Genomic DNA, 21830 nt, shown 5'->3' with positions numbered 1-21830 from the left:
TTTATTTTCTATCTAGCAAAGGCTTTGTGATTCGGAGTGAGTGCGCAAAAAATTGCTTTGGCTCAAATCAACCCGTTACTGGGCGATCTGGCTGGCAATGCACAACGTATTCACAAAGCCGCTCTAGAAGGCTTTAATCAGGGCGCCAAGCTCGTTGTTACGCCAGAACTCTCACTAACTGGCTATCCTCCAGAAGATTTATTGTTGCGCCCTGCCTTCATTGAGGCGGCACAAACGCAGCTTGCTCAGTTAACACAGCAACTATCTCAATATCCCGATCTCACTGTGATTGTGGGTCACCCCAAAAAGTCTACTTCGGGTTTACAGAACTATGCATCGGTTCTGCGCAACGGCAAGGTGATTGCTGGTTATGCCAAACAAGAATTACCAAATCACGAAGTGTTTGATGAAGTTCGTTACTTTGTTCCAGGTAACGAGCCCTGCGTTTTTGAATGCGACAGTATTTCGTATGGCTTGATCCTGTGTGAGGATGCATGGCATTCTGGGCCAGAAAAACAAGCACATGCTGCTGGCGCAAAAATATTATTAGTTTCTAATGCATCTCCATACCACCTCCAAAAAGGAGCGCTTCGTATCGATGTATTGCGTGCTCATATCGAGCAAACCAACATGCCATTGGTCTATGTGAATGCGGTTGGCGGTCAAGACGAGTTGGTATTTGATGGCGGTTCATTTGCATTAGACAAAAGCGGCAAACTGGCAATGTCAATGCCCCGGTTTGAAACCGGTCTTGGAATCGTCTCAATAAACGCAGCTGGCGAGCTAACAAAAGGCCAAATTTGCCCTCCGTTAAGTGTTGAAGCGCAGGCCTACCAAGCCCTTGTTCTCGGCGTACGCGACTATGTAACCAAAAATCGCTTTCCTGGCGTCATTATTGGGCTCTCAGGAGGGGTTGACTCCGCTTTGGTACTTGCCATCGCTGTAGACGCTTTGGGTGCAGATAAGGTACGTGCAGTCATGATGGCATCTCGCTATACCGCGGACATTTCCTGGATCGATGCGCGTGAGCTTGCTAAAAATCTCGGCGTCCAATACGATGAAATTCCCATTAGCGGACCTGTGGATGCCTTAGAGCAATCGTTAGCCGAGCAATTTAAGGGAATGCCAGTAGACGCTACCGAAGAGAATATTCAGGCTCGCGTCCGCGGCACCTTGCTCATGGCACTCTCAAACAAAACTGGTCGTCTGGTGTTGACGACTGGCAACAAAAGTGAAATGGCCGTGGGTTACTGCACACTCTATGGCGACATGGCAGGCGGCTTTGCGGTGATTAAAGATATTGCCAAGACATTGGTCTACCGTTTATGCGACTATCGCAACAGTATTCAACCGGTCATTCCGGAGCGGATTTTGACGCGTGCTCCATCCGCCGAATTACGTCCAGACCAGAGAGACCAAGATAGCCTTCCTTCCTATGAAGTATTGGACGGAATCGTTGAGCGCTATACGGAGCAAAACCAGTCGATTGAACAAATCATCGCTGCTGGCTTTGACCCAGAAAGCGTTGAAAAAGTCACTCGCCTGATCAAGCTGAACGAATACAAGCGCCGCCAAGCACCTCCAGGTGTACGGGTGACCACCAAGGCTTTTGGTCGGGACTGGCGCTACCCCATCACTTCGCAATTTAGGGTCTAACCGAAGAGTCAAACCCACGAAATTGGGTGAATTTGGCAGGTCCTCACAGTTCTCGGTATGATCATCGCATTAGGGAGATATACATGAAACTCATTACATCCATCATTAAACCGTTCAAGCTCGATGAAGTCCGTGAGGCTTTAGCTGAGGTTGGTGTTACTGGCCTAACCGTAACCGAAGTAAAAGGCTTTGGTCGTCAAAAAGGTCACACTGAACTCTATCGTGGCGCTGAATATGTGGTCGACTTCTTGCCAAAAGTCAAAGTTGAGGCCGTTGTTCCCGGGGATCGCGTAGAAGCTGCTATCGAAGCGATTACAAAAGCTGCTCGCACTGGAAAAATTGGTGATGGCAAAATTTTCGTCACGCCCGTTGAGCAAGTGATTCGTATTCGCACTGGCGAGACTAACGAGTCCGCAGTTTAAATCTGCGAATAGGTTCTCAGGACGCCAATACAACCTTAGCGTAACTGAGAATCTGTCGAACTAATCGGCTGAATGATTTCATCTGACTCCAATAAGATCGTTTTATTAACCGTATTAGATAAGCGCACCTTAGCGCCCTGATAAAACAAATCTACCGCCGCCTGTCCAGTCGTCAACACCTTGAATGGCGGCTTGCCGTAAACACTGGCACCAACGCCAGGCTCTAATGTTTTATTTTGCGTTTTACCACTCGCATCGGTTACACAAACCGTTTGTGCCGTTTTCGATTGTAAATAAACCATATCCCCTGCTTTTTTCGGAGCATCGGGTTTGTAAGTCGCCACATTGGTATCGGCAGGCGGGCATTCAGTAGAAACGGGGGCAGCCACAGGAGCTGGTGCGGAAGCGACCACTGCCGCTGGCTCAGAGTTTGCTGGAGCGCTCTTTGCATCAGCATCCGTGGGCGGATTCGCCGGCACCACTTCTTCCACCACCACAATTTCTTCTTTAACGGGCTCCGGAAAAAATAATGGGCGCAAGTTCACAATTGAAAATACAAAGGCTGCTGCAATTGCCACAAGCAAGAAAATCTTTTTCTGTGGATGAGCACTCTTTACAGATGCAGAGCTTAATACTTCTAACTTTAACGATTTCTGTTTTGGTGCAGGTGTTGTTGGCACAGAATCTTTTTCGGAAACGCTTTGCGGCGCGGGAGGCACGGCACTCTCCTGCACCTTTACATCAGATGACTCAGTCGTCGATGCCCCAGTTTTCTTAAGAGCGTTTACCTCGCTAAAGTCGAGGGCATTTTCTTCAGAGAGTTTTAATAAGCCAGCGACTTTTTTTGCAGCAGTAAATTTGACTTGAGCGCCATAAAAAGAACTGGACTCGCCGTTCTCGATCTGCTCGATCTGACGTACCGAGTAGCACGACATTTGCGAGAGATCCTGAACGCTCAGACCTAACGCCTCTCGTGCATTTTTAAAAGCCTCTTGACGAATGGCTGGGAACTTATTTTGGGTATAGACCAATCTCTATTGTCTCTTCGAGCTAACAATCGTTATGTACAAGATACTACCTATAAAATGCAAAGAAGGTGAGTACTTTTCTACTATTTTAGGTTTGGGTGTAGTTAAACCCATTATTGTGCAGTGCAACAACTACGCATCTCACGGCACAATAGAGCCTTTTGCAATAAACCTTTTCTGGAGTAATAAGCATGAAACGCCTTAATGAACGCTCACGCATGGTCACCGATGGAGTCGCTCGCGCGCCTAACCGCTCGATGTATTACGCCATGGGATATCAAGAAAAGGATTTTTCTAAACCGATGGTTGGCGTTGCAAATGGCCACTCCACAATCACTCCCTGTAATAGCGGTTTACAAAAATTAAGTGATGCGGTTGTCACTGCGCTAGAAGAAGCGGGTGCAAAAGCGCAGATGTTTGGTACACCTACCGTATCCGATGGCATCGGTATGGGTACCGAGGGCATGAAATATTCTCTCGTATCACGCGAGGTGATTGCGGACAGCATTGAGACTTGCGTAAATGGTTTATGGCAAGACGGTGTAATAGCGATTGGTGGTTGCGATAAAAATATGCCTGGCGGCATGATGGCCATTGCGCGCACGAATGTGCCGGCTATTTATGTTTATGGTGGCACGATCAAGCCCGGTCATTACAAAGGCAAAGATCTGAACATTGTTTCCGCATTTGAGGCCGTTGGTGAATTTACTTCAGGCCGCATGAGTGAAGAGGATCTAAAGGGTGTTGAGCAACATGCTTGCCCAGGCAGTGGATCCTGTGGTGGTATGTATACCGCTAACACGATGAGCTCTTCCTTTGAGGCCCTCGGCATGAGTCTCCCCTACTCTTCTGCCATGGCGAATGAAGATGCTGAAAAAGTCGCTAGCGCTGCTGAGTCTGCACGTGTTTTGGTGGAAGCCATTAAGAATAATTTGCGCCCACGCGACATCATTACCAAGAAATCGATTGAGAACGCCGTAAGCGTGATCATGGCAGTTGGTGGATCAACCAATGCGGTATTGCATTTCTTGGCCATTACTAGCGCCGCTGAAATCGATTGGACGATTGATGATTTTGAGCGCATTCGTAAACGTGTTCCAGCAATCGTGGATATGAAACCCTCTGGCACTTACCTCGCTACGGATTTACATCAAGCAGGCGGCATCCCACAAGTGATGAAGATTTTATTAGATGGCGGCCTATTACATGGTGATTGCATGACCATTACCGGCAAAACCATTGCTGAAGTTCTAAAAGACGTTCCTTCTGTGCCACGCGCCGATCAAAAAGTGATTCGCACATTAGATAACCCTTTATACAAACAAGGTCACTTGGCTATCTTGAAGGGCAACATCTCTCCCGAAGGCTGTGTTGCCAAAATTACCGGACTGAAGAACCCCTCTATTACTGGTCCTGCTCGTGTCTTTGATTCAGAAGACGATGTGATGGCAGCCATCATGGCTCAAAAGATCAAGGATGGCGACATCGTGGTGATTCGCTATGAAGGCCCTAAAGGCGGTCCTGGCATGCGGGAGATGCTCTCTCCGACATCTGCCCTTGTTGGCCAAGGCCTCGGTGAATCCGTAGGTCTTATTACGGATGGTCGCTTCTCTGGTGGCACCTGGGGGATGGTCGTTGGTCACGTGGCTCCCGAGGCCTATGTTGGCGGCACGATTGCGCTCATTAATGAAGGTGACTCCGTAACCATTGATGCTCATAAGCTCCTGATTCAGCTCAATGTCAGCGATGAAGAAATTGCCAAGCGTCGCGCTGCGTGGAAGCAACCCAAGCCACGCTATACCCGCGGACTGTTAGCGAAGTATGCAAGCCTAGCCAGCAGTGCTAGCAAAGGTGCGGTAACCGATTTGGATTTAAATCTAAGCTGATTCAAACTATTTCTTCGGCACCAATGATAAAGGCCTCTGAACTTCAGAGGCCTTTTGATTTACAAAACTAAGAACTTGTTAATGCTTCATGGGTGCAGTTGCATTCACGGGCATTTTGACTTCAACATCGCCTGCTTTAGCAAACTTTAACTTGACCGGCACAGTTTCTCCGGCAGCTAATGGCGCCTTGATATTCATAAACATGATGTGCAAACCGCCTGGCTTAAGCTCTACCGATCCGTTTGCCGGCACCGGGATGTCCTTAACTTGTCGCATCTTCATGACATTGCCTTCCATCGCCATTTCATGCAACTGCACTTCACCTGCTACTGGGGAGCTTGCAGAAACCAATTGGTCGGCAGCACCCTTATTTTCAATCTTCAGAAAGCCGCCGGCAACTTGCTGGCCAGGAGCCGTAGCACGGGTATAGGCATTCTCAATTTTGATCGAGCCTACTGAAGCATTCTGCGCTACTGCTAGGCCGCTGACTGCAATACCGATAGCTGCACACATTATTACCAATACATTGGATTTCATGACCACTCCTTATTTAAATTAAAGTCCAAGATAACTTCCAAGATCTCGTTCAAACTGCTCTTGTTGATTGGCAACGACAAAGTAGCCAATCGGAACTTCTTTTGTAGAGGTTGCCAGCACTAAATCCCGACGACCTTCCTATTTATGCACCAACTTCGTCCAGACAGTATTAAATTCCTCTACCTGTACTTTGCCTCCCCAACTGCGCTCAAATAACAATTGCTTACCAATAATGGTGATCTTTTCATAATCGAGTGCATGACGACTGTAAACATATAGGGCCATGGTTAAAGCCATGATCTCAATCGAAATAAAGATGATAATCATCCACACCCCAATGAATAGGAAGGAAAAAGCCACCAAGAGTGAAAAACTCACAATCGATAAATAAAACAATCCCACCTGTTTTGGCGAAAACGAACAATTTCTTTTCATTAACCAGCTTCGCATGCCTTTACTCTACAGCCAAAAAACCCATAAGACCTAATCTTTGGGCTTATCGAAATCATACAAAGGGTATGCATCAGCAATATAGGCTGGTCCCTTTGATAGCTTAATAATGAATGCAGCAATCGCTAAGGTCAAGACCATCCCTAAAAAATATTTCGGTTCCTATTACAAGAATATCCACGATCCTTTGCCCTCTATTTGAGAGAACCAATCTGGCCAAATAGCTTGGTAAGGCGATCGCTAGTAGACCCAATAAAGTAAATAATGGAAACTCATTCAATACTTTGGCCTCTAACCCAGGCTTATATTCCTGATATCCAGGAATTTTTTGCAGAAATCTATTCATGCCACTAACCTTCTTTCATAGCAAGCATCATTGCCACGCTTAAAGATCTGGTTTGTTTGAGCCAACTCACTCTTTAAGTGCTCTAGGCGTTCATCGATCATTGCATAAACAGGCCTCAAGGATTTAGCCTGCTCAGAGAGCAAGCTTATTAGCTCTCTTTTTGAGAAAACACTCATTCCAGCACTTCCCATCAATGCAAATACACCCGTTCCTAGCTGACGCTTGTATTTTTCTAGATCATTTATTTTTCGATGCAAGATTGCCAATTCCTTCAATGGTTCGCGACCAATCTTTTTGGGAATGTAGCCTAGATATTGATCCTCAAAGCCCTGAATCAATGCGTCGTCTGAAGGCAAATCCTTGGGTAGCTTCACTAAAAATGCCCTTCTTGCAGATTGATTAATCCAAATACCCATCCAGCAACCAATTAAGCAACTGCGCAATGAAGCCGCCCAGTATTTCGGCAACTGCTTCCATGTTTCCAGAACGACCTTGCCACGAATCTTCGCAGCTGCGCCTTGGAATGCTAGACCCTCTTCCATTGAGAGAAGAATCTCACCAATACCAAACAAACCAATCACCGCGATCAAGAAATCAAAACCGCGCATCAATTCTGCATGACCGAATGTCAAACGCAATTGACCGGTAACGGTATCCATACCTACCGCTGCTAATGCAAAACCGAGCATCATGGCAGAAATGGTCTTGAATGGTGAGCCCTTGTTCATACCCACAAAGCTACAGAAGGTCAGCAAGTACACCGAGAAGAATTCAGGCGGGCCAAACTGCAGAGCAAACTTCGCAACCAATGGCGCCAAGAACGTGGTCATCACGTTCGCAATGAACGCACCAACAAATGAAGAGGTAAATGCGGCCGTTAATGCTTCACCTGCTTTGCCATTACGTGCCATGGGGTAACCATCAAAGGTAGTCGCTACCGACCAGGGTTCGCCCGGAATATTGAACAGTACCGAAGTAATTGCACCACCAAACAACGCACCCCAATAGATACAGGAGAGCATGATGAATCGTAAATGTCAACGGCAACAGAATCGCAATGCCATTCGCACCACCAAGACCAGGCAAAACGCCGATGATCACACCCAGTGTTACACCAGCGAGCATGAGCAATAAATTAAAGGGTGTCATTGCAACGGCAAAGCCGCTGAATAGAGCGCTAATTTCTTCTAACTTGGACTCTTTTTTTCTAATCTTTTTTAATAGTTATTGTTTAATTCACACCCAAGAATTCGAGTGGGTTGATCCATGAGCCGTGTGGCATTGGAACCTGGAACCAATATTCAAACATGAAGTAGAGAGCTGCACTCACGCCAAGCGCGACTGCCACTGCTTTCCAAATTGGATATTTGCCCAACCAAACCATAAAAATGGCAATGTAGACAAACAAGGAAACATAAATACCAATAAGCTGAACACCCAGCACAAACACAAATGCGGGGAGCAATACCGCCAAGACCTGACCAAAAGACTCCTTGTCGACAAAGGATTCCATTTTCTTTTTCTTATTCACAATTGCCGCTTGATAAAGCATAATAGCACTCGAAATAATGATGATTAAGCTTACATAAAATGGGAAATAGCCAGCTTCGGGACCATCACTACCCCAGCTAGCGCCCAACTTAATACTGCCAGTCATAAAGACGCCTACTTAAAAAATAGGACCCCGAATGGAGGTCCTATCGTATTTACTGCATATTATTTGGCCAAGAAACCAGCTTCGGACATTAACTGCTTGTGCAAAGCCTCGTTAAGTGTGAGCCAATTCCGGAACTCTTTACCAGTCATGAAAGTTTGGTTGAAAGCACCATCAGCCATGAATTCCTTCCACTCTGGAGTAGCGCGAGCTTTTTTGAATAACTCAACATAAAAGTCGACTTGCTCTTGCGTGACACCAGGCGCCATAAAGATACCGCGCAACATCACGTAATCGGTTGGAACGCCAGCTCTTTACAAGTTGGGATGTCATACCAAGATTGGGTATCGGTCACCTTCTCTTTGTAAGGCATACGTGTGTCATCAAATACACAGAGCGCGCGCAATTGAAATACGTTGTCGCTCGCCGCCGGAAAGAGATTGGCTGCGCTCACCAACTAACGAGTCATACCCTAAAGGTAAACGCAAAATAAATTCATGGGCATGTGCGGCGCGCGCAGCCTCAATAATTTCGTCGCGCGCAGCATTGGGTTTGCCATAAGCAATATTTTCTGCGATCGTGCCAAAGAATAAAAAGGGTTCTTGCAACACCAATCCGATGCACTTACGGTAATCTGCAATGCCAATGCTGCGAATGTCTCTGCCATCCAAAGCAATCGAGCCTGAACTCACGTCATAAAAACGGCAAATTAAGTTCACTAAGGTGCTCTTGCCGGAGCCACTGTGGCCTACCAAGCCAATCATTTCTCCAGGAGTGAGATCCAAATCAATTCCCTTGGATACCGCGCAATTGCCATACCGAAAACCGACTCCTCTCATGGAGAGCCCGCCCTTTACCGGACCCAGCGGCGCTGGATTGACTGGTTTTGGCACGCTGGACACATGATCCAAGATATCAAAGATCCGCTTTGCTCCGGCAGCAGCTTTTTGAGTGTGAGACACAGTCCGACTCATCGAGTCGAGGCGAACATAGAAACGACCGATGTACGCTAAAAAGGCAATTAAAACGCCAACGGTTACTTTTTGATGTGCAACTTGCCAAATACCAAAACCCCACACCACCAACAAACTGGTTTCGGTCAAAAGCGTGACGGTTGGAGAAAATAATCCCCACACGCGATTTACACGATCGTTAATTTGCAAATTGTGCTTATTGGAATCTACGAAACGCTTGAGCTCACGATCTTCTTGAGCAAACGCTTTTACTACACGAATACCAGGAATCGTATCAGCCAAAATATTGGTTACTTCAAACCATATCCGATCGATCCTTTCAAAACCAAAACGTAACCTATCTCGCACCACATGACCTATCTCGCACCACATGACCTATCTCGCACCACATGAATCATCCAAACAATAAATGGCAATGGCGCTAAGGTTACTAAAGCTAACAAAGGGTCAATCGATACGAGGATGGCGGCAGTCATCGTAATCATCAAGACATCGGTCGCAAAGTCCAATGCATATAAGGATAGGAAGACGCAGATGCGATCCGTCTCTGCACCAATACGAGCGATTAAGTCTCCAGTTAGATTGCCACCAAAATACTCCAGCGATAACTTCAGTAAGTGCTCAAACGTGGTATTACGCAGGTCCGCCCCAATACGTTCACTGACCAATGCCAACAGATACGTTTTCCACCAACCCAATCCCCAGGCAATTAAGGCGGCACCAAAAAGTGCCAGCAGATACATGCTTACCAAATGAAAATCAATGGGATTACCTCGCTCATACGGAATCAAGACATGATCCATGAGTGGCATAGTTAGGTATGGCGGTATGAGTGTTGCACCGGTAGATAGCAGTGTTAAAACAAAACCGAGTAGCAATTGATTTTGATAGGGCTTTGCAAAACGCCACAGCTTAAACAGCGTCCAAGTCGATGGTGGTTTGTCATCCTCAGGATCACAGATTGGACAGACTTCAGAGTCTGCTGGCTTTGGGCTCAAGCAAACCGAACAAACTTGCTTGTCATACTCGCCAACCTCCGCCTCAACAAACTCGCCCCCTCTCGTTAATTGCCGAAAACTCGACTGTAAGCGCAGAACCTGGGGGTTAACTGCCAATGTGAAATGCCAAACTTCAAAATTGCTGCCTTCGGTCCAAATCAAACCCTGCTCACTCAATAGAAGCAGGCTTTTTTCAAAACGCAGATCAGCACCTAAATCGAGCTCAACCCAGGCCAATACCCCATCTAGACTGTGCTCTAAGCCATTAAATGGGGATTTATCGCCCCTCAGAATAGCTTGCCAATCTTATCGGCAGCTCGGGCGCAAAAGGTAGGATGGATGGCTTGATTAATCCCAAAAGTATAGTGGAGCTCCATTATTTGGATTTATTGGCAATGTCAACTTTAAGGGGTGGAAAACCGTTAAATTAATAAAGTAAGCTTTTTTACGTATTTTTGCTATTTTTTGTGGATTTCAAAGAAAACTAAAAAAATAAGAAGCTGGGGATGCTGGCTCTTTCATCCATCCCTTGGCACCCACCCCCTTTGCTAACCTTAAATGCCTCAATTACTCGATAAATCGATTCAAATACTTAGCCATCGACACTTACGTGGCCCAAATACGTGGAGCTACAACCCTGCTCTGGAAGTTTTAATCGATATTGGCGAACTCGAGGATTACCCCTCCGACAAAATCCCGGGCTTCTATGATCGGCTATACAACTGCCTCCCCAGTCTTCATGAGCACCGTTGCAGTTATGGTGAACCCGGTGGATTTCTGAAACGGGTTGAGGAAGGAACGCGGCCGGGTCATATCTTGGAGCATCTTACGATTGAGCTGCAAAATCTTGCGGGCATCCCTGGTGGATTTGGAAGAGCGCGCGATGGGGGGCGTCGCGGTGTTTACAAAGTGATTGTGAGCTGCACTGAAGAAGAAGTAACACTCAAGGCTTTTACTCATGCGCGTGATCTATTGCTAACCTTAATTCAAGACAATGGCGACCCAATCTCTCAGCGCAATAACATCATTGAAGAATTGCGTGAGTTAAGTGATGATCTATGCTTGGGGCCAAGCATAGCATGTATTGTCCATGCTGCAAGTGCACGCGAAATTCCATACATTCGCTTATCAAGCGGCAATTTGGTACAGCTTGGATACGGAGCGAAGCAACGTCGGATCTGGACTGCTGAGACGGACCAAACGAGTGCTATTGCCGAAACCAGCTCGAGAGACAAAGACCTAACTAAAAGCCTACTCCGAAGTGCTGGCGTCCCCACTCCCGAGGGAAGAGCGGTAACCAGCCCAGAAGATGCTTGGGAGTCAGCTCAAGAGATTGGACTGCCCGTAGTTGTCAAACCAATTGATGGCAATCATGGTCGGGGTGTGTTTATCAACCTTCACACCAAACAGGAAATAGAAGCTGCTTATGCTGTAGCAATTGACGAAGGTAGCGAAGTATTGGTTGAACGCCACATTCATGGCGCTGAACATCGCCTCTTAGTAGTGGGCAATAAAGTAGTTGCAGCTGCAAAGGGCGAAACTGTCTGGGTTACTGGTGATGGCAAACACACAATACAAGAACTAATCAATATACAAATTAACTCAGATCCACGACGTGGCAATGCCGAGGAGCACCCACTAAATCCTGTCCGCATCGATTCTGCGGTGGAGCTAGAACTTGCAAAACAACAGCTCACCGGGCGTAGCGTGCCTCCCTGTGATCACAAAGTGTTAATTTAGAGTAATGGCAATGTGGCATTTGATGTCACCAACCTAGTGCATCCAGATGTTGCAAGCCAAGTAGCTCTAGCAGCTCGTGTTGTTGGCCTTGAAATTGCCGGGGTTGATCTTGTTGCTCAAGATATTGGTCGCCCGCTAGAAGAACAAAATGCAGCAATCGTTGAAGTCAATGCGGGTCCGGGTTTATTGATGCATTTAAAGCCTGCTAGCGGTAAACCCCAACCCGTTGGCGAAGCAATCGCCGAGCACCTCTTTCCTAGTCATTATGATTTTCGACTCCCTATCATTGGTATTAGTGGGAGCACAGACAGAACTATCGTTGCTGAAATGGTTGCCCATTTTGCAAGACTTACCAACGCGCATGTTGGACTTTCGACAAGCAAAGATTTGTGCTTTGGAACAAGATCCATTACGCGTCTATCCAGCTCCAATTGGGAAAATGGTCGAAGAGTCCTCAACAATGGAGCGATTGATCTAGCTGTCATCGAAAATGACAACCGCTCCATGTTGATTGAGGGCTTATCTTACGACCATTGCCAAGTAGGCATTGGCCTCAATGTAGATCCAAATGGATTGTTTCCAGAGCATCATATTAGCGATGAAGATCAGCTATTTAACGTCATTCGAACACAAGTAGATGTTGTAGTTCCTACAGGCGTCAGTATTCTGAACGCAGAGGATCCTATGATCGTCAAAATGGCTGAATTGAGTAAAGGTGAGGTAATGTATTTCTCAACAGACTCCTCATCGAGCATCATTACCGAGCACAAACAAAAAAATGGTCGTTTCATTATTGCAACCCCCAAAAACACCACTCTCTATCGGGGTGACGCTTTAATTAAAGCGATTCCCACGCCCACATCTATTCAAAACTACTCAAAATCACCATGGGGGCCCCATCGCAGTCTTGCCGCTGCATTTGGCGCTGCTTGGGCGCTTGACATTCCATTCAATGTGATTGAAGCGGGCGCGGAAACATTCATTCCTGATGCTATTCATTTATTAGGGGCTTAATTGGAAATCACCCGTGTTCGAATGCTGCGTGGGCCCAACTTGTGGAGCCGCCATACCGCTCTAGAGGCGATTGTAACGTGCGATGTTGCGGAACGCTCTATCGATGCGATACCGCAATTTGAAACTAAGATTCGGGAACGCTTTCCACAACTCGGCAGCATGCGACGCGGCAGTCATAACGAAGTGTTGTCACTAGCGCATGCTCTTGAATATGCTGCACTCGGCCTGCAGGCTTAAGCAGGCTGCCCCGTGACCTTTAGTCGCACGGTACAAACGATTGATGAAGGTGTATATCAAGTTGTCGTGAGTACATTGAAGAAGTTGTGGGACGCATGGCGTTTGATTTTGGCTTTGCACTAATTCAGGCAACACTGAATGATGCCCCTTTTGACTTGGCTGCTGCCCTATCAGAACTTGAAGCGCTTTATGAGGATGTGCGTCTTGGTCCAAGCACTGGATCCATAGTCGATGCAGCGGTACAACGCAATATCCCCTTCCGCCGAATGACCGAAGGCAGCATGGTGCAATTTGGATGGGGTAGCAAACAAAAACGAATTCAAGCGGCTGAGACGAGTGATACCAGCGCGATTGCGGAAGCCATTGCACAAGATAAAGAGCTCACCAAAAATCTTTTGGCCGCCGCTGGTGTGTCAGTACCTATTGGTGAAGGCGATCACTTAGGCCTCAATTACATTACCAGCGTAGAAGATTTGGCTGTATTGAAACGAGTCATTGTGCAAAACGTAGCACCTACTGGTGCCGCAGTATTGAATGCTGCCGATCCCATGGTGGCAAAGATGGGTGATAAATGTTCTGGCCGAGTTATTTTCTTTGCTCAGAATCAACAATACCCGGTCATCACTGCACACCGCGCTAAGAATAAGAAAGTAATTTACTTTGATGGCGCCTATATTGTTGCCTCCAAAGGTTCACGCGTAATGTATCGCTTCCCAGTCAGTGAAATTCCGCTAACTCAAAATGGTGTGTTGGGCTTTCAGATAGAAAATGCCATGGCCGCGATTGGAGCAGCATGGGCATTAGGCTGGATGCTGAAAAAATTGCGCGCGGTTTACACAGTTTTGAGAGTACCGCGAATTCGGTTCCTGGTCGCTTCAATCAATTTCAGCACAAAGGTGCCACGGTTATTGCTGACTATGGTCATAACCCAGATGCCATGCGCGCCCTCACTAACGCCATTGAGGCGATGAAACCTAAAAGACGCCATGTGGTGATTAGTGGCGCTGGCGACCGTCGCGATGAAGATATCCGAGATTTAACCCGCATTCTTGGCAATGCTTTTGATAACGTCATTCTGTATCAAGATGCTTGCCAACGTGGGCGCGAAGATGGTGAAGTATTAAAACTCCTGCAAGGAGGTCTCGTTGATGCTACCAAGGCCAAGCTAATTCTGATTGACCAAGTAGAAGAGTCTTTGGCTTACCCAAAAGAAAAAGTTCAGCCGTAGTAGCGTCGATTTATCAAAAGATTGAATAAAAAAGCCCGATCATTCGATCGGGCTTTATTTTTTAGGAATTAGCCAGCATTAAGCATGGTAATGACGCAAACGCTCCACCTCTTCTTTCGAACCCAACATGACGGAAACACGTTCATGCAAATTGGTAGGCTGCAAATCGAGAATCAACTCCTTGCCGTTGGTTGAAGCACCACCTGCCTGCTCTACCAAAAAACTCATCGGGTTTGCTTCATACATTAAGCGCAATTTACCGGGCTTATGGGGCTCTCGTTGATCCCATGGATACATAAATACACCGCCCCGCGAGAGCACGCGATGAACGTCTGCCACCATCGATGCAATCCAACGCATATTGAAGTCTTTTTCACGAGCGCCGCCCACTCCCGCTAAGCATTCTTCAACATAACGGCACACTGGATCTGCCCAATGGCGCATATTGGACATGTTGATAGCAAACTCTTTTGTGGAATACGAAATCATCACAGCATCCTTAATCAACAAAAACTCGCCGGTCACTTTGTTTAAAGTAAACATTACCACGCCATCACCCAGAGTCAATGCCATCGTTGTTTGCGGGCCATAGACGACATACCCTGCTGCTACTTGATGACGGCCTGATAACAGAAAATCTGAAGTTTGCAATGGCGCTTGTGGATCTTGCTTTTGAAGCACCGAAAAGATGGTGCCAATCGAAACGTTCACATCAATATTGGATGAGCCATCAAGCGGATCAAACAATAAAAGGTAATCACCCGTGCCTTTTACAGGAAGGGGCAATTCCATTTCCTCAGAGGCTAAGCCCGCTAAAGATTTGCAATCCTGCACACCATCGATGAGTAAATCATTCGCAATAATGTCCAACTTTTGCTGAACTTCCCCCTGCACATTCCCCGTTCCAGCCGAACCCAACAAACCAATTAAGGCGCCCTGTGCTACTTCGTGACTAAGAGTGGAACAGGTACTAACTACTGCACTGAGCAACTCCTGCAGTCCAGCAGGGATCGGTGCCCCTTTTGGGGTGGCCGTTGCTAAATATTGCTTGAAATTAATATGGGTACTAGAGGACAAAACGATTTCTCCAAAGCGCCAGGGGATTAGGGTGTATTTTGCCTTGTAATCAAACATTTCCCTATAAAAGCGCTCTTTTCCACTGGGCGCCAGGTTTACTGGTGAATCAATAAGGAGGTTTCTTAATTTTGATGTAAAATTTGACATATATATGCATCATTTTTGATGAGGAAAATCATGAGAGCTACCGTAACAATTGACGATGATCTTTACCAAAGCGGGTTAGAGCTTGCTGATCCAAGCATGGATAAAGCCGATCTATTTCGCGAGGCAATAAGCGTATTTATTCGTGTGCAAATCGCTAAGCGTTTAGCTGCGCTTGGTGGTAAAGCGCCCCAAATGAAAATATTCCACGTCGCAAATCTAATGGAGTAGCGCCTGTGTGACCATGGTGCTCGCAGATACGTCTGTTTGGGTTGCGCACTTCAGGAAAGCAAATCCATCATTCATATCTCTCCTACTAAATGATCAGAATTAGTCGAGCTAGCATGTGGATCGCCACCATCACCGCGATCTAAAACCTTAAATGATTTAAAAAAATTACAGCAGGCCAAAATTGCTACGCCAGAAGAAACGTTAAATTTTATTGAAGCCCATAAACTCTATGAATCAGGATGTAGCGCGATTGACGTTTCTCTGCTCGCAGCAACACTTCTCTCAGAAAATGCTCTCATCCGGACTTTTGACAAAAATCTTGAGTCGCTCGCATCACGGCTAGGTATTGCTTACAGCCAGAATTTACACTAGCTGCATCGAAAAATTAGCCTGCCAGAGCCTTGCTAACCACCTCACACACATCTGGGGAAAGGGTTTGACAAGCGGTAACATTCTCGAGAGCAGCTTTCATATGACTTTGATATGGCTGAGCGAATAAACGCCAGCGATCAAGGGCTCTGGCTAGTCGGGCAGCCACCTGTGGATTAATGGGGTCAAGCGCCAAGACACTCTCCACCCAAAAAGCATAGCCGCTACCGTCAGCCTGATGAAAGCTCGCTGGATTATTGGTACAGAATGCATGTATAACACTGCGAGCCCGATTTGGATTATTGAGTTTAAAAGCAGGATGTTCGCGCAAGCGCTTGACATCCGCAAGAGTAGACTCAAGACCATCGACAGGCGGACGACTTGACTGTAGCACAAACCATTTATCAATCACTAATGCATCGTTCGCAAAACGATTGAAGAAATCATTCAAGCAATCCTGCGCTCCTTTTGCACCATGCATTACCAATGCAGCAAAGGCAGCATAGCGGTCCGTCATATTGTCCGCAACGCGATATTGATTCACCGCCATCGGAGTCCAAACAACTGGATCCGCTTCTAACAACATATTGAGCGCAAGATTTTTTAATGCCCTCTTGCCTGAATCTTTTGCGTCAGACTTAAATAGGCCAGGAGTTTGGTTTTGCTGGTACATCGCAGCCCACTCTAATGCTAATTGCTTGGCGATAGCTCGTCGAAACGCTCTGCGCGCTGTAAAAATTTGCTGCGGATCCACACTAGTGCATTGTTCGTAGAGGTAAGACTCGGCAGGGAGCGTTAAGGCAAGCTCTTTAAATGCTGGGTCAAGCGTTGAATCCAGCAAGAGCTCTCGGTATGCATTGATCAACTGCGCATCCGGCAAACGGTTATTTAGAATCATTTGCATGGCAAGTTTCTGGCCAGCCTCCCAGCGATTAAATGTATCATCATCGCTTGAGAACAGTGTCAATAGATCGGCTTCGCTTTGTTCAAAGTCTAGATTTATAGGCGCGGAGAAGTTTCGATTCATCGAAAGAACTGGACGCTCGCTGATATTGCTAAACGTCCACGACTGAGCAGGCTGCGTCAACTCCAATAGTTGCTCAGCTTGATCGTTTTCTGAGGTGATCAAGCGCATTTTTAACGGAATATGAAACGGCTTTTTTTCAGACTGCCCCGGTGTTGGCAAACAACTCTGAGTGAGGGTCAAATGGTATTGCTGACTCGCTGGATCGTAGCGCTCCTCTACTTTGATTCTTGGAGTACCCGCTTGGCTGTACCAGTTTTTAAATTGGGTTAGATCTCTACCATTGGCATCCGCCATTGCTGCCAGGAAGTCATCGCAAGTAACCGCTTGACCATCGTGCCGCTTGAAATACAGATCCATACCCTTGCGAAAGCCTTCTCTACCCAAAAGGGTTTGGTACATCCGCACCACTTCAGAACCCTTCTCGTAAACCGTCACGGTATAGAAGTTATTGATTTCTTGATACTCATCAGGACGTATGGGATGCGCCATCGGACCGGCGTCCTCCGGAAACTGCAACTGACGCAATAAACGAACATCTTCGATGCGCTTTACCACCCTACCAGACTCGCTACCCATTTGATCAGCGGAGAATTCCTGATCTCGAAAGACCGTCAGACCCTCTTTTAAAGAAAGTTGGAACCAATCTTGGCAGGTGACACGGTTGCCAGTCCAATTATGGAAATACTCATGCGCCACAACACTTTCGATATTGGCAAAATCAGCATCGGTCGCAGTTTCTGGTTGAGCAAGAACAAACTTGGTATTAAAGATATTTAATCCCTTGTTTTCCATGGCACCCATATTAAAGTCGCCCACCGCCACAATCATGAAACGATCAAGATCAAGTTCAAGCCCAAAACGCTTCTCATCCCAATGAATTGATGCGATTAGGGAGTCCATAGCATGCCGTGTCTTCTTCAGATCATGTGGCTCTACCCAAATCTGCAATAGCTTCTTTGCCCCACTGCTAGTGGTAATGGTTTCTTCAATACATTCCAACTTACCGGCAACCAGCGCAAAGAGATAGGACGGCTTCGGAAAGGGATCTTCCCAGGTGGCACTATGCCAGCCATTCGGTAACTTTTCTTCACCAATTAAATTACCATTGGAAAGTAACATGGAATACTCCGCCTCACGTGCACGCAACGTCACGCGATAACGCGCCATAACATCGGGACGATCTAAAAAATAGGTGATCTTGCGAAAGCCCTCTGCTTCACATTGCGTAAAGAAATTGCCATTTGACACATACAAGCCCATCAAGCTCGTATTTTTTTCTGGAACGCATATCGAGATAATTTCGACGATGCACCTTTCTTGGCCTTCTTTTGGTAACGAGTGAATCGTCAACGTCTCTGGAGTGAGCTCAAAATGACGATGCGCTTCACCATTGATGCGCAAACTCACAAACTCCAGTTCTTGCCCAACCAATATCAACGGCGCGCCAGACTCGAAACTTTTTCCTGGTAAGACCTCCATGCGACTTTTTACAATCGTACGGGCCGAATCCAAGGCGATATCGAGCTCGACTTGATCGACGGTATAAACAGGAGGGCGGTATTCGAGCCGACGAAAGCTCCGTGGCAGATCAGTTTTCATCTGCCCATTTTAAGACCTCAGACTAGCCTATGCTGAAGAGATCTAACCCCAAATGAGAGTAGCAAGCCCAATCAGAATAAAAGAGACGGCGACGACAGCATGCACCCATTTAATCGGCATACGTTGTGTGAATTTTTGCCCAATCCAAACTGCTGGGGCATTAGCCAACATCATCCCCAAGGTGGTGCCGATGGTTACCGAAACGACATCTTCATAACGAGCACACAGAGCAATGGTGGCAATTTGTGTCTTATCTCCCATTTCGGCCAAGAAAAATAACACTACGGTCAGAATAAATACTTGCAGGGCTCGATCCGCCACCTTAGATCCCTTCGCATCATCAATGTGATCTGGTACCAATAGCCATAGTCCAAGCCCTAAAAAACTCACACCTAGAATCCAACGCATGACATCCGGCGAGGCCAAGGTCATCAGCCAATGACCTAAGAGCGCAGCACCTGCATGATTAGCGATGGTGGCAATAAAAATTCCAAGGATAATCGCCAACGATTGCCGCGGATACCGAGCGGCCAACATCAACGATAGCAATTGGGTTTTGTCACCCATTTCCGCCAATGCAACGACACCAGCGGAAAGGGTTAAGGCAGAAAAATCCATGAGGCCATTCAGAAAGACATTAACAATGGGGTGAGTTTATATCCTCACTGTGACAAGCCTCCATAAATCGCATTACGCTGCCAGCAAATCCTCCGCCAATGCATATTCCAGCCCCTGCGCTTGGGCTACTGGCTCTAATGTTAAAACGCCTTTATGGATACTAAGGCCATTTCGCAGATGGTGATCCGTTGATAGCGCTTGCACGAAACCACGATTGGCCAATGCCTCGATATACGGATAGGTTGCATTCGTTAGCGCAAAAGTAGACGTTCTCGCCACCGCTCCCGGCATATTAGCGACGCAATAGTGCAAGACGCCGTCAACTAAAAAGGTTGGATCAGCGTGCGTCGTGGGTTTGGATGTCTTGAAGCAACCACCCTGATCAATCGCGACGTCTACAATCGCCGCACCGGCTTTCATCTTCTTAACCATCTCTTTTGTAACCAGCTTTGGTGCGGCCGCCCCCGGCAACAGTACCGCTCCAATCATTACACCCGCTTCGCCAATTTCAGACTCGACCAATAAACTGTCCGAATAAAAGATCCGAACACGATTGCCATAAAAGAGATCAATCTGTCGCAAACGATCAATATCCCGATCAAAAATGCAGACATCTGCACCCATACCCACCGCTATCTGCAAGGCGTTACGACCCACCACTCCCACGCCCAAAATGAGGATCTTGGCGGGAGATACCCCCGGTACACCTGCCATTAAGACTCCCAAACCGCCATTGGTTTTTTCCAGATGTGCTGCAGCCGCCTGAATGGACATCCGCTCCGCCACTTCACTCATTGGCGCTAGCAATGGGAGGGCACCGTTCATGGCGGTGACTGTCTCATAGGCAATACAGGTTGCGCCTGAAGCAAGAAGAACTGCCGTTTGTTTGGGATCTGGCGCGAGATGCAAGTAGGTGAATAACAGTTGGTCCTCTTGTAGCATGGCGCATTCTTGTGGCTTAGGCTCTTTCACTTTCACAATCATTTCCGCTTTCTGAAATACTTCAGCAGCACTATTAATGAGAGTGGCGTCAGCCATACGATAAGACTCATCACTCAATCCAATTTGCGCACCAGCTCCACGCTGAATCAAGATGGAGTGTCCTTGCTGACATAAACCCCTGACATTGCCGGGAGTCAGACCAACCCGAAACTCATTATTTTTCACTTCTTGTGGAGCGCCAATAATCATCACTATCTCCTAGGATTTAAATTCACGACTTGTTTTTGTTTTACGGTGTAAACCCACGATATAAAACATCGCCAGATACACCCCCAATAAACACGGACCTAAGATCAAGGCCATCCGCGCATCCTCATGAAAACCCATGAGCACCACCACCAACAAAATTAATGCCAGAGCAAACCACGAGGAATAAGGCCACCAGGGTGCGCTATAACCCAGTTCCGCAACTTGCGCCTTGGTTAAAGAGCGACGAAATTGCATTTGGGTCAACAGAATGGCAATCCAAACCATTAGCCCAACAAATGTCACTGCTGCCATGATGTATTGAAAAGCTTTATCAGGCACAAAGTAATTGAGTACGACTCCCGCATACAAACAGCGACGGTTGCCATCACAGCTCGATGGGGTACGCCATATTTCGATAACTTGGCAAATGGTGCCGGAGCATAACCATTTGAGGACAGGGCATACAGAAGACGCCCGCCGCTGAAAATGCTCGCGTTACACGATGATAGGGCTGCAGTAATCACCACAAAATTAATTAACCCCGCAGCTTCGCGTAAACCGATGCGCTCAAACATCACCACAAATGGGCTACCCTGCTGACCTACTTGATTCCAAGGAAAAATGGCCAAGATCACCAGAATCGTGCCCATGTAGAAAATCAAAATGCGCCATGCCAATGAATCAATTGCCATCGGGATGGTTTTCTTGGGATTCTCCGCCTCACCTGCAGATAAACCAATCATCTCGATACCAACGTATGCAAACAAAACCATTTGTAGCGAGAGCAGCATGCCACCCATACCATTCGGAAAGAATCCGCCATGCTGCCATAGATTACTTAAACCAATCGGCTGCCAGTTGTTTGTGAACACAAACAAGATGACCAAGCCACCCAGCGTGATCATGGCAATAATGGCGATGACCTTGATGAGTGCAAACCAAAACTCAAGCTCACCAAATACCTTGACCGCAATCAGATTAATGAGTCCCCTCATCACAATAGATGACAGCGCCCAAATCCATTGAGGCGTTTCGGGAAACCAAATTCCCATATAAATTCCAACGGCAGTGACCTCGGCAATGCCAACCACAATCCAATAGGTCCAATACCCCCACCCACAATGTATCCAGCCCAAGGACCAATATAGGTATTGGCGTAAGCAGCAAATGATCCGGCTACCGGTTCATGCACCGCCATTTCACCCAAGGTACGCAAGACAATGAATGCCGCGATTCCTGCCAATAAATATCCCAAGAGGATGGAAGGTCCAGCTAGTTGTATGGCGCTAGCAGACCCCAGAAATAATCCAACGCCAATCGTTGAACCCAAGGCCATTAATCGGATATGCCTTGCTTTAAGGTGGCGCTTCAAGCCAGTGTGTTCAGTCTACAAAAGAGACCTCC

General features: G+C 46.9%; 11 protein-coding genes and 7 pseudogenes. 6 read left to right on the top strand and 12 right to left on the bottom strand.

All coding sequences use genetic code 11. The annotated features are described in order from the left end of the window. The first annotated feature begins 36 nt into the window (after positions 1–36). A complete protein-coding gene (locus tag BQ1619_RS02565) occupies positions 37–1656 on the top strand; it encodes an NAD+ synthase (RefSeq protein WP_114662069.1) in 1620 nt (539 codons plus the stop codon). 83 nt (positions 1657–1739) lie between these two features. Continuing rightward, a complete protein-coding gene (locus tag BQ1619_RS02560; RefSeq protein ID WP_114662068.1) occupies positions 1740–2078 on the top strand; it encodes a P-II family nitrogen regulator in 339 nt (112 codons plus the stop codon). Positions 2079–2113: 35 nt separating this feature from the next. On the opposite strand, the gene BQ1619_RS02555 is transcribed toward BQ1619_RS02560, so the two are convergent. Further along, a complete protein-coding gene (locus BQ1619_RS02555) occupies positions 2114–3109 on the bottom strand; it encodes a helix-turn-helix domain-containing protein (protein ID WP_114662067.1) in 996 nt (331 codons plus the stop codon). A 188-nt stretch (positions 3110–3297) separates the two neighbouring features. Here BQ1619_RS02555 and ilvD point away from each other — a divergent pair, with 188 nt between their 5' ends. Beyond that, the gene (gene ilvD / locus BQ1619_RS02550) at positions 3298–4992 is read left to right on the top strand and encodes a dihydroxy-acid dehydratase (RefSeq protein ID WP_114662066.1); all 1695 of its coding nucleotides are present in this window, start codon (positions 3298–3300) and stop codon (positions 4990–4992) included. 78 nt (positions 4993–5070) lie between these two features. Here ilvD and BQ1619_RS02545 read toward each other — a convergent pair whose 3' ends face one another. The 6 genes and pseudogenes from BQ1619_RS02545 to BQ1619_RS02520 form a co-directional block, all read right to left on the bottom strand. Continuing rightward, positions 5071–5529 (bottom strand): copper chaperone PCu(A)C, encoded by a 459-nt coding sequence (locus BQ1619_RS02545; protein ID WP_114662065.1) that lies wholly within the window; start codon positions 5527–5529, stop codon positions 5071–5073. 138 nt (positions 5530–5667) lie between these two features. Next, the gene (locus BQ1619_RS02540; RefSeq protein ID WP_231968444.1) at positions 5668–5964 is read right to left on the bottom strand and encodes a DUF2244 domain-containing protein; all 297 of its coding nucleotides are present in this window, start codon (positions 5962–5964) and stop codon (positions 5668–5670) included. Between the two features lie 768 nt (positions 5965–6732). Then, a pseudogene (locus BQ1619_RS02535) lies at positions 6733–7474 on the bottom strand (tripartite tricarboxylate transporter permease); the annotation flags it as partial. Between the two features lie 82 nt (positions 7475–7556). Further along, on the bottom strand, positions 7557–7982 hold the full coding sequence (locus BQ1619_RS02530; RefSeq protein WP_114662063.1) for a tripartite tricarboxylate transporter TctB family protein: 426 nt from the start codon (positions 7980–7982) through the stop codon (positions 7557–7559). Positions 7983–8041: 59 nt separating this feature from the next. After that, positions 8042–8388 (bottom strand): annotated as a pseudogene (locus tag BQ1619_RS02525) (tripartite tricarboxylate transporter substrate binding protein); the annotation flags it as partial. Further along, positions 8366–10300 (bottom strand): annotated as a pseudogene (locus BQ1619_RS02520) (cyanophycin metabolism-associated ABC transporter); the annotation flags it as partial. The pseudogenes BQ1619_RS02525 and BQ1619_RS02520, both read right to left, overlap by 23 nt. Before the next feature lie 209 nt (positions 10301–10509). Between BQ1619_RS02520 and BQ1619_RS10565 the strand changes: the two are divergent. Together BQ1619_RS10565 and BQ1619_RS02510 are read left to right on the top strand one after the other, a co-directional pair. After that, positions 10510–12705: pseudogene (locus BQ1619_RS10565) on the top strand (cyanophycin synthetase). After that, positions 12706–14170, top strand: a pseudogene (locus BQ1619_RS02510) (glutamate ligase domain-containing protein). A 78-nt stretch (positions 14171–14248) separates the two neighbouring features. On the opposite strand, the gene BQ1619_RS02505 reads toward BQ1619_RS02510, so the two are convergent. Then, complete coding sequence (locus tag BQ1619_RS02505; protein WP_231968441.1) at positions 14249–15304, bottom strand: class 1 fructose-bisphosphatase; 1056 nt, start codon at positions 15302–15304, stop codon at positions 14249–14251. A 120-nt stretch (positions 15305–15424) separates the two neighbouring features. On the opposite strand from BQ1619_RS02505, the pseudogene BQ1619_RS02500 reads away from it, so the two are divergent. Further along, positions 15425–15633 (top strand): annotated as a pseudogene (locus BQ1619_RS02500) (type II toxin-antitoxin system VapB family antitoxin). A gap of 374 nt (positions 15634–16007) precedes the next feature. Here BQ1619_RS02500 and pepN read toward each other — a convergent pair. The 4 genes and pseudogenes from pepN to BQ1619_RS02475 form a co-directional block, all read right to left on the bottom strand. Continuing rightward, a complete protein-coding gene (gene pepN / locus BQ1619_RS02490) occupies positions 16008–18617 on the bottom strand; it encodes an aminopeptidase N (RefSeq protein ID WP_114662062.1) in 2610 nt (869 codons plus the stop codon). 42 nt (positions 18618–18659) lie between these two features. After that, a complete protein-coding gene (locus BQ1619_RS02485) occupies positions 18660–19235 on the bottom strand; it encodes a TMEM165/GDT1 family protein (protein ID WP_114662061.1) in 576 nt (191 codons plus the stop codon). Between the two features lie 72 nt (positions 19236–19307). Next, entirely contained in the window at positions 19308–20426 is a 1119-nt protein-coding gene (gene ald, locus BQ1619_RS02480) for an alanine dehydrogenase (protein WP_114662060.1), read from the bottom strand. A gap of 9 nt (positions 20427–20435) precedes the next feature. Further along, a pseudogene (locus BQ1619_RS02475) lies at positions 20436–21762 on the bottom strand (amino acid permease). Between the last annotated feature and the right edge of the window lie 68 nt (positions 21763–21830).

Origin of the sequence: Polynucleobacter necessarius, from assembly GCF_900095195.1 — a bacterium.
Taxonomy (GTDB): domain Bacteria; phylum Pseudomonadota; class Gammaproteobacteria; order Burkholderiales; family Burkholderiaceae; genus Polynucleobacter; species Polynucleobacter necessarius_G.
The sequence above is the reverse complement of the archived record's forward strand: the minus strand, read 5'-3'. Positions and strand labels throughout refer to the sequence as shown.

Bases quoted from the DNA above. Each gene is read 5' to 3' on its own strand.
- BQ1619_RS02560 (WP_114662068.1), top strand. From the start codon at position 1,740: ATGAAACTCATTACATCCATCATTAAACCGTTCAAGCTCGATGAAGTC.
- ilvD (WP_114662066.1), top strand. From the start codon at position 3,298: ATGAAACGCCTTAATGAACGCTCACGCATGGTCACCGATGGAGTCGCT.
- BQ1619_RS02545 (WP_114662065.1), bottom strand. From the start codon at position 5,529: ATGAAATCCAATGTATTGGTAATAATGTGTGCAGCTATCGGTATTGCA.
- BQ1619_RS02540 (WP_231968444.1), bottom strand. From the start codon at position 5,964: ATGAAAAGAAATTGTTCGTTTTCGCCAAAACAGGTGGGATTGTTTTAT.
- BQ1619_RS02530 (WP_114662063.1), bottom strand. From the start codon at position 7,982: ATGACTGGCAGTATTAAGTTGGGCGCTAGCTGGGGTAGTGATGGTCCC.
- BQ1619_RS02505 (WP_231968441.1), bottom strand. From the start codon at position 15,304: ATGTTTGATTACAAGGCAAAATACACCCTAATCCCCTGGCGCTTTGGA.
- pepN (WP_114662062.1), bottom strand. From the start codon at position 18,617: ATGAAAACTGATCTGCCACGGAGCTTTCGTCGGCTCGAATACCGCCCT.
- BQ1619_RS02485 (WP_114662061.1), bottom strand. From the start codon at position 19,235: ATGGATTTTTCTGCCTTAACCCTTTCCGCTGGTGTCGTTGCATTGGCG.
- ald (WP_114662060.1), bottom strand. From the start codon at position 20,426: ATGATTATTGGCGCTCCACAAGAAGTGAAAAATAATGAGTTTCGGGTT.